Source organism: Streptomyces plumbidurans (genome assembly GCF_019857225.1).
Classification (GTDB): domain Bacteria; phylum Actinomycetota; class Actinomycetes; order Streptomycetales; family Streptomycetaceae; genus Streptomyces; species Streptomyces plumbidurans.
In genome coordinates this window covers 15,403-29,367 of sequence record NZ_JAFJSY010000021.1, presented here as the reverse complement: position 1 = coordinate 29,367, position 13,965 = coordinate 15,403, and the positions used below count along the sequence as shown (strand labels likewise).

The following is a 13,965-nucleotide window of genomic DNA, read 5'->3' as shown; positions in this document are numbered from 1 at the left end:
GAGGAAATGGAAGACTGGTCCCGTGAGCACCACCGGATCACAGCGCCCCGTGCAGGTGAGCGCCGCCCGCCGCCGTACCGTCATCGACGCGCTGCGGCGCGGTGCCGTGCCCGAGAGCGGGCTCGATCTGCTGGCCACCGGACTCGACCGGTTCGAAGCGGCCCTCGACGCGGAACTCGACGCCGTCGCATCCGGCGCATCCGTGTTCAAAGCCGTCCGGGGCGAGTACGGGTCCGGCAAGACCTTCTTCACGCGCTGGCTGGGAGAGCGGGCCAAGCGCCGCAACTTTGCCGTGGCCGAGATCCAGATCTCGGAGAACGAGACCCCGCTGCACAGACTGGAAACGGTCTACCGGCGTCTCACCGAGCGCCTCGCCACCACCAGCTTCCCGCCCAGTGCCCTGCGGCCCGTCGTGGACGCCTGGTTCTACGCACTCGAGGAGGACGCCCTCGCGGACGGCGCGACCGAGGTCGAACTGCCTGCACAGGTGGAGAAGTTGCTCGTCGCGCGGCTCGCGGAGGTGTCCCGGCACGCCCCGTCCTTCGCCACCGCGCTGCGCGGCTACCGGGCCGCCCTGGCGGACGGCGACGAGGCCACCGCTGCGGCCGTCCTGGCCTGGCTCGGCGGCCAGCCGCATGTCGCGGCCGCCGCCCGCAGGTCCGCCGGGGTACGCGGCGACCTCGACCACTTCGGCGCCCTCGGCTTCCTGCAGGGGCTCCTCACCGTGCTCCGGGACTCCGGACACACCGGACTGTTCGTCGTCCTCGACGAGGTCGAAACCCTCCAGAGGGTCCGGTCGGACGCCAGGGACAAGGCGCTCAACGCGCTCCGGCAACTCATCGACGAGGTGCACTCCGGCAGGTTCCCCGGCCTGTACCTCGTCATCACGGGCACACCTGCCTTCTACGACGGTCAGCAGGGCGTACAGCGCCTCGCCCCGCTCGCTCAGCGCCTCGCCACCGACTTCACCACCGACCCGCGCTTCGACAACCCCCGCGCCGTGCAGATCAGGCTGCCCGGCTTCGACCAGGAGTCGCTGGTCGGCCTCGGCGCCACCATCAGGGACCTGTACGCGCAGTCCGCAACTTCACCCGAACGTGTGCGGACAGTCGTCGACGACACCTACGTCGCGGACCTCGCCCGGGCGGTCGGCGGGGCACTGGGCGGAAAGGTGGGGGTTGCTCCCCGCCTGTTCCTGAAGAAGCTCGTCGGCGATGTGCTGGACCGGGTGGACCAGTTCGACGACTTCGACCCCAGGCAGCACTACCGGTTGACGGTCGCGAGCAGTGAACTCACTGACGTGGAACGCAACCTCGCCGCCTCGGTTTCCGGCGGCCCCGCGGCGGCCGACGACATCGACGTGGAGCTGTGACGGTGGATGCCGGGACCCCCGAGGGGAAGGGCACGGGCGGCGAACCGGTCGATGTCCTCGACCGGCTCGACCCCGTAGTCCTGCACCACATCGTCAACACCCTCGGCTGGGCCGACCTGCGCCCCCTTCAACGGGCGGCCATCGATCCGCTCATGGACGGTCAGGACGCGGTGCTGCTGGCGCCCACGGCAGGCGGGAAGACCGAGGCCGCCTGCTTTCCCCTGCTCTCGGCGATGACCGAGCAGAAGTGGACCGGCACATCGGTTCTGTACCTGTGCCCGCTCAAGGCACTCCTCAACAACCTCATCACGCGCGTCGATTCCTACGCCCAGTGGCTCGGGCGGCGTGCGGCGCTCTGGCACGGCGACACCAAGGAGTCCCAGCGGCAGCGCATCCGTTCCGAGTCGCCGGACATCCTGCTGACCACACCCGAGTCGCTCGAAGCCATGCTGATCGGCGTCAAGACCGATCACGCACACCTGCTGGGAAGCGTAAGGGCCGTGGTGGCCGACGAGGTGCACGCCTTCGCCGGCGACGACCGCGGATGGCATCTGCTCGCCGTGCTCGAACGGCTGGAACGGGTCACCGGCAGACCGATCCAGCGGATCGGCCTCTCGGCGACGGTAGGCAACCCCGCCCAACTCCTGCGTTGGCTGCAGGGCGCGGGCGCCGAGAGCCGTATCGGGCAGGTCGTCGCCCCGGGGGTGCAGTTGCCGCTCGTCCCTGGCGAATCCCGGCACGCCGACAAGGCCGTGGCCGCCTCACCTCCCAGGCCCGCGGGGGAAGTTGAACTTGACTACGTGGGCTCCCTGGACAACGCCGCCAAACTCATCGCGGCCCTGCACCGTGGGGAGAAACGCCTCGTCTTCTGCGACTCGCGTCGCCAGGTCGAGGAACTCGGCGCCGCACTCCGTGAACGCGAGGTGACCGTCTTCCTGTCACACGCCTCCCTCTCGGTCGACGAACGCGTCCGCTCAGAGCAAGCCTTCGCCGAGGCCCGCGACTGCGTCATCGTCTCCACATCCACGCTGGAACTCGGCATCGACGTGGGCGACCTGGACCGTGTCATCCAGATCGACTCACCGGCGTCGGTGGCGTCGTTCCTGCAGCGCATCGGCCGCACCGGCCGCCGTTGCGGGACCGTACGCAACTGTCTGTTCCTCACCACGCACAAGGACACCCTGCTGCAGGCAACGGCCCTTCTGCTGCTGTGGTCGCGCGGCTGGGTCGAACCGGTCGTTCCCCCGCCCGAGCCACGTCACCTGGTCGCCCAGCAACTGCTCGCCGTCACACTTCAACAGCACAGACTCGGCGACCAGTTGTGGGACCGGCAGTGGAACGGCCTCGCACCCTTCGACCGATCCGCTGCCCCGATCCTCCGCTTCCTGACCGAGGAGGGATACCTCGACACCGACGGCGGAATGCTGTTCGTCGGACCCGAGGCGGAACGCCGCTTCGGCAAGCGGCACTTCATCGAACTGACCGCGTCCTTCACCGCGCCACCGCAGTTCACCGTCCTGTCCGGACGCACGGAGATCGGCCGCACCGACCCGAGCGTGCTCACCGAGGAACGCCCGGGCCCCAGACGGCTGCTGCTCGGCGGACGCAGCTGGCAGGTCACCTACATCGACTGGCTGCGCAAACGCGTCTTCGTCGAGCCCGCCGACGGTGGGGGGATCGCCAAGTGGATGAACGGCGGCATCGCAGGACTCTCGTTCGCCCTGACGCGGGCCATGCGCGAGGTGCTGCTGGGCGAGGATCCGCCGGTCTCACTCACCCGGCGTGCGGTGACGTGCCTGGCCGAACAACGTGAGTCGGATGCACCCGACACCGTGCACCCGGGCGGCACGTTGGTGACGCGCACCGGCAGGGATGTGCGCTGGTGGACGTGGGCCGGTTACCGCGCCAATGCCACACTGGCCGCCACACTGCGGTCGGTCACCGATCCGCTCCAACGGCCCACCGACAGTTGGCTGCGTCTGCGCGAAGACCTCACTTTGTCCGACTGGCGTGCGGCCCGTGAGGGCGTCGGCGAGAACCTGGTCCTGCCCGACGTGGACCATCGCGCTGTACGCGGCCTGAAGTTCTCCGCCGCCCTTCCGGAACGCCTGGCCGTGGCCACGGTGGCGGCCCGCCTGGCCGACTTCGAGAGTGCCCGCGCGGTGCTGGGCGAATCCGTCCGCTTTCAGCAAGCTAACTGAATGCCTATGCGTCACGTACATGTACAGGTACAGGTAGGGGACTGGGTATCGGTACGCGTTCTGACAACGGCCGTACGACGAGGGCGAGTTGATGCTGACGACGAAGTACTGTAGAGGCCGTGTGCAGGCGGGGGCCGACGGGTACGATTGCACCTCCGACTGGACCGATGCTCGCCCGACAACTCCCGGCTTCCGTGCGCGGGCTGAGCGACTGACCGCAGGGGGAACCGTGGCGGCGGATTGGATCTACATCCTCAACCCGCACCGGGACGTCATCGACGAGGAGCCGTGCGACAAGGAGAAGATTCTCCGGCTGGCGCTGGAGGATCCGGAGGCGGAGTTCTGGCTCAGCAGGCGCAATCGTATGAACCGCGGCGACCGCATCTGGTTCTACTTCACCAGCCCGGATGCCGCGGTCGCCGCCGTAGGTGAGGTCGACGACGAGCCGCGGGTCGATCCGGACGTCTCCTACCTGGTGGCCGTGAATCTGCTGCCCGAGGCGACGAAGACCCTGTACCGCGACCCGGTGGGACGTGAGGAACTCAACCTCGGCCAGGTCCGGTCCGTGCAGATGGTGAAACCGCACGCACTGCCCGTGCTGCTGGAGCGGGCCGGATTCTGAGGGCGACGGCGGCGGCGCGGCGCGTGCTCGCTAGGCTGCCGGCGTGCCCGACACAAAAGATCACCAGAGGGAACTGATCAGCAGGCAATCCCGCGTGCGCGGAATGATGCTCGGGCTCGCCCTTGGGGACTCCGTCGGAGCCGCGCGCGGCGCCCTGCCCGCCGCGGGGCCGCTACGGGCCGGTGTCAGCACGCAGCTCGCCTGCTTCACCGCCGAAGGCATCATTCGCGCGCAGGTGCGCGGCAATCACAAAGGCATCTGCTACGCGCCCGGGGTCGTTCTGCACGCCTACTGCCGGTGGGCGTTCCTGCAGGGCATCGAGACCGACAAGATGCGTAGCCGATGGGGGTCCCACACCCACTCCTGGCCCGACGGCTGGCTCGCCCGCGTGCCCGCTCTGGGCGAGCGCCGCGGCAGTGCACCCGCGACGGTGGCGGCCTTGTCCCGGATCGACGCGGGGGAGGAGCGGATGGCCACCGCGAGCAGGGGCCATCACGCCCTGACCCGAGGGCTGCCGATCGCGGTCACCGGCCTGCAAGGGATCACCCAGGCCGACGCAGTCGCCGCGCTGACCCACGCTGACCCGGCCGGGCGGAGCGCCACTGTCCACGCGGCCGTACTGGCCCACTACTGTCTGACGGCCGCCGCCGCCGACGACGTCGAGTCCGGTCGTTCCGTCGTACGGGACGCGCTGCAGGCGGGCGTCGCGGCCCTCGCGCCCCGAGACGAGCGCAGGAGTCTCGTCGCCACCGACGAGGAACACAGCCGCCTCGCCGAGGCGTTCCGGCACGCCGTAAACGAGCCGGCGGACCCCTCACGCCTGGCGCAGCTCGCACCCGACCCCACGGCACCCTCGGCACTACTCGGCGCCCTCTACGTCGCCGCCTCCTTCCCCGACCGCGCGGCCCTGCCCACTGCACTGGACTTCGCGGCGAAGGCGCCGGACGGGGAGTCGGTCGCCTGCGTGGCCGGTGCGCTCCTCGGGGCCGTACACGGCGTGGAGGCCCTGCCCGTCGCCCTGGTCAGCCGTCACGAACTGGCCTGGGTGCTCGACACGTTGGCTAGGGACCTGGTGCTGGAGCTTGACGACTCACCGAGCGGCGGGGAGTACGTGAAGGGGTGGGATCCGCATTGGTGGGAGCATTATCCCGGATGGTGAGGCTTGCGGCCGCGCACGCTCACCCGTGCCAACTCGGCAAGCAAGGCGCCCCGTTATTGGTGCAGACCTATTGACGCTGCATACCGGCGATGATTCACTCCGTGGCTGAGAGCGCTCTCTCGCGGTTGGGGACCAGCCGCGGTCCCGATTTGCTCATCATCTTCTGGGAGAGCCGTGTCCGTGATTCCCTCTCGCCGCACCGTACTTCGTGGAGCGGCGGTCGCAGCCGTGCCGCTGGCAGGCGCCACCGCAGGACCCGCCTTCGCCTCGTCCTCCGCCTCCGCCTCCGTCGGCGCGGACGATCATGGCAAGGGCGGCCATGGCACGACAGGTCTGGGGCCGAACGTCCTGGTCTTCGACCCGTCGATGGGTGACGCGGCGATCCAGAAGCAGATCGACGCCGTGTTCGCCGTTCAGGAGTCCAACCAGTTCGGCACCGAGCGGTACGCCCTGGCGTTCAAGCCGGGCACGTACAACGTCGAGATCAACGTCGGCTTCTACACGCACGTGCTGGGCCTCGGCGCGAGCCCCGAGGACGTCGTCATCAACGGCCATGTGACCGTCGACGCCCAGTGGTTCGACGGCAACGGCACGCAGGACTTCTGGCGGGCCGCCGAGAACCTGACCATCGTGCCGCCGGACGGGCTGGACCGCTGGGCCGTCGCCCAGGCCGCGCCCATGCGCCGGGTCCACGTCAAGGGCGACATGATCCTCATGCCGAGCCCGCCCGGCAACGGCTGGTCCAGCGGCGGCTTCCTGGTCGACAGCGTGGTGGACGGACAGATCGACTCCGGTTCGCAGCAGCAGTGGCTGACCCGCAACGCCACCATCGGCAGCTGGAAGGGCGCCAACTGGAACATGGTCTTCGTCGGCGTGCAGGGCGCACCCGCCACATCCTTCCCGACCCCGCCCTACACGACCGTCGACCGCACCCCGATCGTCCGGGAGAAGCCGTTCCTCACGGTCGACCGCCGCGGGGCCTACCAGGTCTTCGTGCCCGCGTTGCGCCGCAACTCCACCGGCACCACCTGGTCCGGCGGCCGGACCGCCGGTCACAGCATCCCGCTGACCGCGTTCCACGTTGCCAAGCCCGGCGACTCCGCCGCCAGCATCAACGCGGCGCTCGCGCACGGCAAGCACCTCCTGCTCACGCCGGGCATGTACCCGCTCTCCGAGCCGCTGAAGGTCTGGCGGCCGGGCACCATCGTCCTCGGCCTCGGCCTGGCCACCCTCCAGGCCGTCAAGAACAACTCGCTCATCGAGGTCGCCGACGTCGACGACGTGACCGTGGCCGGCGTGCTCCTCGAGGCCGCCTCCGCCCATTCCCCCGTACTCCTGCGCGTCGGCCACGGCCGCACCCGCAGGAGCCACGCGCACCGCCCCACCGCGCTCTTCGACATCTTCCCGCGCATCGGCGGCTCCGTTCCCGGCGGCACGGACGTCAGCATCCAGATCGACAGCAACGACGTGATCGTCGACCACGTCTGGGCCTGGCGTGCCGACCACGGCCTCGACGGCTCGGTCGGCTGGGCGGTCAACCCGGCGGGCGTCGGCTTCCTCGTCAACGGCGACCGGGTCACCACGTACGGCCTGTTCGTCGAGCACCACCAGAACTACGAGGTGCTCTGGAACGGCAATCACGGCCGCACCTACTTCTTCCAGAACGAGCACCCGTACGACGTCCCGACGCAGTCGGCCTGGAGACACGGCACCACCAACGGCTTCGCCGCCTACAAGGTCGGCGACCACGTCACCGACCACCATGCCTGGGGCCTGGGCAGCTACGCCTTCTTCAACCTCAACGCCGACATCTACACCGACCGCGCCTACGAGATCCCCGACACCCCGGGCGTCACCTTCACCTCACTGATGACCGTCTGCCTCAACGGCGCGGGCGGCGGCGGCATCCTGCACTGCATCAACAACACGGGTGACCCCGTGGTGAACGGCTTCGGCACCTACAACATGAAGTCGTACTCGAACGGCGTCGGCGTGGTCTGACCTGCGCCGCAGACAGTCACTTTCATACGGCGCACTCCGCCCACACCGTCTTGCCGGGACCGCCGTCGCGCGGGTCGGCCTCCGCGGTGTGGGCGGTCGGCATGTGGGGGAGGCGTTCGCCCCGGGTGTTGGTGACTTCGAGAAGCCCCGGCCACCGGCGTAACGCGCGGTCGCTGCCGGGCTGTTGCTGCACAAGTAAGGTCGCCGCCATGAAGATCGGGATTGAGACCGCGCGGCAGGCGGACCAGGAACTCGTGGACGCACTCGGCCGGTTGCTGCCGCAGTTGTCCTCGACCGCGAGGCCGCTCGACGTCGAAGCGGTGCGGCGGATTCTGGAGTGCGATGCGAACACCGTGCTCGTCGCCCGTGGCGGGCGGGCGATCGTCGGCACGCTCTCCCTCGTCATGTTCCCCGTCCCGTCCGGCCTGCGGGCCCGTATCGAGGACGTCGTGGTCGACGAGGCGGCGCGTGGTCACGGGGTTGCCGGGCTGCTGATCGAGGATGCCCTGCGGATCGCGCGGGAGGCCGGGGCCAGGACGGTGGACCTCACGTCCCGGCCGGACCGGGCTGCCGCCAACCGGCTCTACGAGCGGCTCGGGTTCGCGGTGCGGGAGTCGACCGTGTATCGGATGACCGTGACGGGTTGAACCGCGGCGGAACCGCCTGTCTCAGGACGCCACCCTCTGCGGCTCCGCCGCCAGTTCCAGCATCTCCTCCACCTCTCCGTCCTGCACGTGCGACGTGCGCCGCAGCCACAGGATGTCCCGGCCGAAGGACCAGATCAGGGAGGTGAGGGACAGGGCTACGACGCCGTAGGACAGGGGGTGCGGAAGGTAGCCGGAGGCGGCCAGGAGGAGGCAGATGCCCTGCATGGCGGCGACCGTCTTGCGGGCCATGCTCGGGGGGAGTTCGGCGTTCAGCCAGGGGTAGACGCGGGCGGCGGCCACGAAGGCGTAGCGCATGCCGCCGATGAGGAGGACCCAGGGGCCCAGCTGCATGGAGACGTAGACGCTGAGCACCAGGATGAGGAACGCGTCGACCTCCATGTCGAAGCGGGCGCCGAGGGGGGTGGAGGTGCCGGTGGCTCGGGCCACCTTGCCGTCGACGCCGTCGAGGATCAGGGCGACCGCCGTCAGGCCGACGAAGAGCGTGACCGGGGGTGAGCTCTCGAAGGAGTCCGCGACCAGGGCCGTGACTCCGCCGACCAGCGTGGCCCGGCCGAGAGTCACCCGATTGGCGGGGCCGAAGGAGCGCAGCCGGGAGCGGTGCAGCGCCCGGGAGAGCACCGCCCAGCTGGCCACGGCGAAGGCGAGGCCGGTCAGCCAGCCCGCCGGCCCCATGCCGATCGCCGTGCCGAGCAGGGCCAGCAACAGGATCTGAACGCCCGCTCCCACAGCGGTCTCCTGCTGGACCAGCCTTGCGTCGTAAGTGTTGTTCAGGGCCACCGCACACCCTCCGGCCGTATGACAGAGTCGATCAACGCCGCGTACTGTGCGCGGCCTGTGCACACCTCGGTACGTGAACTGCTTCCCGATCGTTCAGGAGGACGCCCGATGAACCGCATAGCACGAGCGTTCTGGCTCAGTCGTCCCGGTCTGGGCGAGATACGGACCGCCGACCTGCCGGAACCCGGTGAGGGCGAGGTGCTGGTGCGGACCGTTTACTCGGGCATCAGCCGTGGCACGGAGACCCTCGTCTTCCGCGGCGGCGTCCCCGAGAGCCAGCACGCGGTCATGCGGGCGCCCTTCCAGGACGGCGATTTCCCGGCTCCTGTGAAGTACGGCTACCTCAATGTGGGGGTGGTGGAGGAGGGGCCGCAGGAGTTGGTCGGGCGGAACGTTTTCTGTCTCTATCCGCATCAGACCCGGTACGTCGTTCCGGCCGCCGCCGTCACCGTCGTACCGGACACCGTGCCCGCCGAACGGGCCGTCCTCGCCGGCACCGTCGAGACCGCCGTGAACGCCCTGTGGGACGCGGCCCCGCTGATCGGCGACCGGATCAGCGTGGTCGGCGGCGGCATGGTCGGCTGCTCGGTGGCCGCCTTGCTGGCCCGATTCCCGGGGGTACGTGTGCAACTCGTCGACGCCGATCCGGGGCGCGCCAAGGTCGCACAGGCCCTCGGCGTCGACTTCGCCCTGCCCGCGGACGCGCTCGGCGAGCGCGATCTCGTGGTGCACGCCAGCGCCACCGAGCAGGGCCTTTCCCGCGCGCTGGAACTGCTGGCCGCCGAGGGCACCGTCGTGGAACTGAGCTGGTACGGCGACCGCAGGGTCAGCCTCCCGCTCGGCGAGGCCTTCCACTCCCGGCGGTTGACCATCCGCGGCAGCCAGGTCGGCACCGTCTCCCCGGCCCGCGCGAGCCGCAGTTACGCCGACCGCCTTGCCCTCGCCCTCGACCTGCTCGCCGACCCGGCGCTCGACGCCCTCATCACAGGGGAATGCGCGTTCGACGAGTTGCCGGAGATCATGCCGAAACTCGCCTCGGGCGACATTCCCGCCCTGTGTCACCGTGTGAGGTACACCGAAAGGGCCTGACCTGAGAAAAGAGTGAGAGTGGACTGAACGCGGGAACGTGAAGAGCCGTACTAAGGGCATCCCCCGGCAGGGATCAGCCGGTGGACCAGACGCGCCGCACCTGGAGGGTCGTCCGTTGTTCAGTGTCACCGTCCGCGATCACATCATGATCGCCCACAGCTTCCGCGGCGAGGTCTTCGGACCCGCGCAGCGCCTGCACGGAGCGACGTTCCTGGTGGACGCCACCTTCCGGCGCGAGCAGCTGGACGACGACAACATCGTCGTCGACATCGGCCTCGCCACCCAGGAGCTGGGCGCCGTGGTCAGCGAGCTGAACTACAAGAACCTCGATGACGAGCCGGACTTCGCCGGGATCAACACCTCCACGGAGTTCCTCGCGAAGGTCATCGCCGACCGGCTCGCCGAGCGGATCGAGAAGGGCGCCCTGGGCGAGGGCGCCAAGGGCATCGCGGGGCTCTCCGTGACCCTGCACGAGTCGCACGTCGCCTGGGCGAGTTACGAGCGTGCCCTGTGACCCACGTGACCCTGGAGAAGACGGAGATGGCGGACAAGACGGGGAAGTCGGGGAAGCCGGGGCTCGGCTATGTGCCCCTTCAGCACTCCGTTCAGCACTCCGTCCCCGTCCTGAAGAACGCCGAGATCATCCCCATGTCCCTGCGCTCCGTGCACTTCGTCATGCCGGGCGGCGTCGACGACCCTGCCGCGCCGAGCGGCGGCAACGCCTACGACCGGCGCGTGAGCCTGGATCTGTCCGGCTTCGGCTGGCAGGTCCACAAGCACGCGGTGGCCGGCCAGTGGCCCCGGCCCACGGCGGCGGCCCGCGCCGAACTCGCCCGTACGCTCCGCGAGTTGCCGGACGGCTCGGTCGTCCTGCTGGACGGCATCGTCGCCTGCGGCGTCCCCGAAGTCGTCGTACCGGAGACCGAGAGGCTGCACCTCGCGGTCCTGGTGCACCTCCCGCTCGGCGACGAGACCGGCCTCGAACCGGCGCTCGCCACCGAACTGGACGCCAAGGAACGCGACGTCCTGCGGGCCGTGCCCGCCGTGATCGCCACCAGCGACTGGGCCGTACGCCGCCTCGTCTCCCACCACGGCCTCGCCCCCGAGCGGGTCCATGTCGCAGCCCCCGGTGCCGACATCGCACCGCTCGCCTCCGGCACCGACGGAGTCTCCCGGCTGCTGTGCGTCGCCGCGGTCACCCCGCGCAAGGGGCAGCACCGGCTGGTGCAGGCGCTGGCCGCGGCGGCCGACCTGCCGTGGAGCTGCGTGTGCGTCGGCGGGCTCGGACATGATCCTGAGTACGTGGCCCATCTGCGGCAGCTGATCAAGGAGCACGGTCTTCAGGACCGCATCGAACTGGCCGGCCCGCGGTCCGGTGCCGAGCTCGACGCCAGCTACGCCACCGCCGACCTGATGGTCCTCACCTCGTACGCCGAGACGTACGGCATGGCGGTCACGGAGGCCCTCGCGCGGGGCATCCCCGTGCTGGCCACGGATGTCGGCGGTCTGCCCGAGGCGGTCGGACGCGCCCCCGACGGCGGCGTCCCCGGCATCCTCGTCCCGCCGGAGGACCCCGCCGCCCTCGCCGCCGAACTGCGCGGCTGGTTCGGCGAGGCCGATGTACGACGTCGGCTGAAGGCCGCCGCCCGGGGCCGGCGGGCCGCCCTGGACGGGTGGGCGACCACGGCCCGCAGCCTCGCCGGAGTACTGGGCCGGCTGCCCAGCGAACCCAGGAGGGCGGCATGAACAAGGCGGCAGAGATCGGTGAGACGACCCCGGGGCACCCCGGGCCCGGCGATCACCGTGCACCGGCGGACTCCGGGGTCGGCAGCGACCGTGCATCGACGGACTCTCCGATTCCGGACTCCGTGATTCCCGGCGCGGGGCCATCACCCCGCCCAGCCACACCGCGTTCCGGCGACCCCGCTCCCAGCCCCGGCGGGACTCCCCGCCCCGGCGAGCGCGCCACCGTCCGGCTGCGGGACACCGGGGACGAGGAGCCGCCGCGCTACGCGCCCGAGTGGCTGGAGCTGCGCGAGCCCGCCGACGCCGCCGCGCGGGCGCACGACCTGCTCGACCCGCTGCGGATCCGGCTGGCCAACCTGCCCGGCAAGGGCGGGATCGTCATCCACGACCTGGGATGCGGCACCGGCTCGATGGGCCGCTGGCTCGCGCCACTGCTGGACGGCGCCCAGCACTGGGTCCTGCACGACCGCGACCCCTACCTGCTGCACTTCGCTGCCGTCGCCTCACCGCGCTCCGCCGCCGACGGCAGCCGGGTCACCGTCGAGACCCGGCGCGGCGACGTCGCCCGGCTCACCCCGGACGCCCTGCGCGGCGCCTCGCTGGTGACCGCCTCCGCCCTCCTCGACGTCCTCACCCGCGAGGAGATCGAGACTCTCGCCGACGCCTGCACCGGAGCCGGTTGCCCCGCCCTGCTGACGCTGTCGGTGGCCGGACGCGTCGAGTTCAGCCCGTCCCACCCGATGGACGAGGAGATCACCGAGGCGTTCAACGCCCACCAGCGCCAGGACGGACTGCTCGGCCCGGACTCGGTGACGGTGGCGTGCGAGGCGTTCTCGGAGCGCGGGGCGACGGTACGGCTCAACCCGAGCCCCTGGCGACTCGGTCCCGACCAGGCGGAGTTGACGGCGCAGTGGCTGCGCGGCTGGGTCGCCGCGGCCGTAGAGCAGGAGCCCGCGCTGAAGGCTCGTGCAGAAAAGTATCTGCAGGAGCGCCTGGCCGCCTGCGAGGCGGGCGACCTGCACGTCACCGTCCACCACACCGACCTGCTCGCGCTCTCCCGGCCCACGGGCGGCGCGTCATGAGCCTGTACACGGTGAGCGCCCGACTGGTGCCGTACGGGACACCCGGCGAGCCGCATGCGCACGTCGATACGCATGTCGACACATGGACCGGCCCTGCACCTGCACCTGCACCTGCACCTGTCTCCGTCACCCCGCCCGCCGTCCCTTCCTCCGGGCCCGCCGCTGCCCGCACGGGGGCCGGGACCGGCGTGATCGTCACCCCCGTGGGACGCCCCGACAAGCCCGCCTCCTGGTGGCGTGGGCTCCTGGCGCGGTTCAACTCCCCTGCCGTACGCGCCCACTTCGGCACCGTCGCCGGAGTTGTCATCGTCGGTGCGCTGCTGTGGCGGCTCGGCACCGGCGTCCTGCTCGACGGGCTGCGCCGCATCGACACGGCGACGCTGCTGGCGGCGCTCGCCATCGGTCTGGTCACCACCGTGCTCAGCGCCTGGCGCTGGGCCCTGGTCGCCCGGGGCCTGAAGATCCGGCTGCCGCTGGGAGCGGCGGTCGCGGACTACTACCGCTCGCAGTTCCTGAACGCGGCCCTGCCCGGCGGGGTCCTCGGCGATGTGCACCGGGCGGTGCGGTCCGGGCAGAACGCGGGCGACCTCGGCCGCGGCGTGCGCTCGGTCGTGCTCGAACGGGTCGCGGGACAGGTCGCGTTGACGGTCGTGGGAGCCACGATGCTGCTGACGCTGCCGTCGCCGGTACAGGCCGAGGCGCGGCACTTCACCCCGCTGGTCGGGCTCGCCGCGGTCGGCGCCCTCGCGGTCGTCGTAGCGCTACGCATGAACAGAGCGCCCTCCCGCCGCGGCCGGGCACTGCGCGCGACGCTGAGCGAGGCGCGCGAGGGACTGCTCTCCCGCCGCAACTGGCCCGGTGTCAGCGTCTCTTCGCTGATCATCCTGGCCGGCCACTTCGGGATGTTCGTGCTCGCCGCCCGGATCGCCGGCTCGCACGCCTCCGTCGCCGTGCTGCTGCCGCTGGCCGTGCTCGCGCTCGTCGCCATGGGGCTGCCGCTGAACGTCGGCGGCTTCGGGCCCCGCGAGGGCGCCACCGCCTGGGCGTTCGGCGCCGCGGGCCTCGGCGCGAGCACGGGTGTGGCGACCGCCGTCGTGTACGGCGTACTCAGCTTCGTGGCCGCCCTGCCCGGAGCCGCTGTCCTCCTCGCCCGCTGGTACACGGGCCTCCGACCGGCCGCGGAGTCCGGGACGGCCGCGGAGTCCGGGACGGCCGCGGAGTCCGGGACGGCCGAGGCAGCCCCGGAAC

The 13,965-nt window shown here is 70.9% G+C and carries 12 protein-coding genes and 1 pseudogene; 11 read left to right on the top strand and 2 right to left on the bottom strand.

The window, feature by feature from the left end:
• The first annotated feature begins 22 nt into the window (after positions 1-22).
• The 5 genes from brxD (at position 23) to JYK17_RS16415 (ending at position 7,355) form a co-directional block, all read left to right on the top strand.
• The gene (gene brxD, locus JYK17_RS16435) at positions 23-1,372 is read left to right on the top strand and encodes a BREX system ATP-binding protein BrxD (protein WP_128801434.1); all 1,350 of its coding nucleotides are present in this window, start codon (positions 23-25) and stop codon (positions 1,370-1,372) included.
• 2 nt (positions 1,373-1,374) lie between these two features.
• On the top strand, positions 1,375-3,573 hold the full coding sequence (locus JYK17_RS16430; protein WP_222810628.1) for a DEAD/DEAH box helicase: 2,199 nt from the start codon (positions 1,375-1,377) through the stop codon (positions 3,571-3,573).
• A 229-nt stretch (positions 3,574-3,802) separates the two neighbouring features.
• Entirely contained in the window at positions 3,803-4,195 is a 393-nt protein-coding gene (locus tag JYK17_RS16425) for an EVE domain-containing protein (protein WP_234548254.1), read from the top strand.
• A gap of 43 nt (positions 4,196-4,238) precedes the next feature.
• A complete protein-coding gene (locus JYK17_RS16420; protein WP_222810627.1) occupies positions 4,239-5,354 on the top strand; it encodes an ADP-ribosylglycohydrolase family protein in 1,116 nt (371 codons plus the stop codon).
• Positions 5,355-5,528: 174 nt separating this feature from the next.
• Complete coding sequence (locus JYK17_RS16415; RefSeq protein WP_234548255.1) at positions 5,529-7,355, top strand: pectate lyase-like domain-containing protein; 1,827 nt, start codon at positions 5,529-5,531, stop codon at positions 7,353-7,355.
• 22 nt (positions 7,356-7,377) lie between these two features.
• On the opposite strand, the gene JYK17_RS16410 is transcribed toward JYK17_RS16415, so the two are convergent.
• Positions 7,378-7,566, bottom strand: coding sequence for a hypothetical protein (locus JYK17_RS16410; RefSeq protein WP_128801431.1), 189 nt, complete (start codon positions 7,564-7,566; stop codon positions 7,378-7,380).
• Here JYK17_RS16410 and JYK17_RS16405 point away from each other — a divergent pair.
• Positions 7,565-8,002, top strand: a complete 438-nt coding sequence (locus tag JYK17_RS16405; protein WP_128801430.1) for a GNAT family N-acetyltransferase — start codon at positions 7,565-7,567, stop codon at positions 8,000-8,002. The two genes, JYK17_RS16410 and JYK17_RS16405, sit on opposite strands and share 2 nt — an antisense overlap.
• Positions 8,003-8,023: 21 nt before the next feature.
• Here the strand turns inward: JYK17_RS16405 and JYK17_RS16400 are convergent, their stop codons facing one another.
• The gene (locus JYK17_RS16400; protein WP_108006138.1) at positions 8,024-8,800 is read right to left on the bottom strand and encodes a CDP-alcohol phosphatidyltransferase family protein; all 777 of its coding nucleotides are present in this window, start codon (positions 8,798-8,800) and stop codon (positions 8,024-8,026) included.
• A gap of 108 nt (positions 8,801-8,908) precedes the next feature.
• Between JYK17_RS16400 and JYK17_RS16395 the strand changes: the two genes are divergently transcribed.
• The 5 genes and pseudogenes from JYK17_RS16395 to JYK17_RS16375 form a co-directional block, all read left to right on the top strand.
• Positions 8,909-9,889 (top strand): zinc-dependent alcohol dehydrogenase, encoded by a 981-nt coding sequence (locus tag JYK17_RS16395; protein ID WP_108006136.1) that lies wholly within the window; start codon positions 8,909-8,911, stop codon positions 9,887-9,889.
• A gap of 115 nt (positions 9,890-10,004) precedes the next feature.
• Positions 10,005-10,403: a 6-pyruvoyl trahydropterin synthase family protein gene (locus JYK17_RS16390; protein WP_108006134.1), complete on the top strand. Its 399-nt coding sequence runs from the start codon at positions 10,005-10,007 to the stop codon at positions 10,401-10,403.
• 26 nt (positions 10,404-10,429) lie between these two features.
• Positions 10,430-11,635, top strand: a complete 1,206-nt coding sequence (locus JYK17_RS16385; protein ID WP_108007428.1) for a glycosyltransferase family 4 protein — start codon at positions 10,430-10,432, stop codon at positions 11,633-11,635.
• Entirely contained in the window at positions 11,632-12,717 is a 1,086-nt protein-coding gene (locus tag JYK17_RS16380; protein WP_108006132.1) for a class I SAM-dependent methyltransferase, read from the top strand. Before JYK17_RS16385 ends, JYK17_RS16380 begins: the two co-directional genes overlap by 4 nt.
• Positions 12,714-13,787 (top strand): annotated as a pseudogene (locus JYK17_RS16375) (lysylphosphatidylglycerol synthase transmembrane domain-containing protein); the annotation flags it as partial. The gene JYK17_RS16380 and the pseudogene JYK17_RS16375, both read left to right, overlap by 4 nt.
• Between the last annotated feature and the right edge of the window lie 178 nt (positions 13,788-13,965).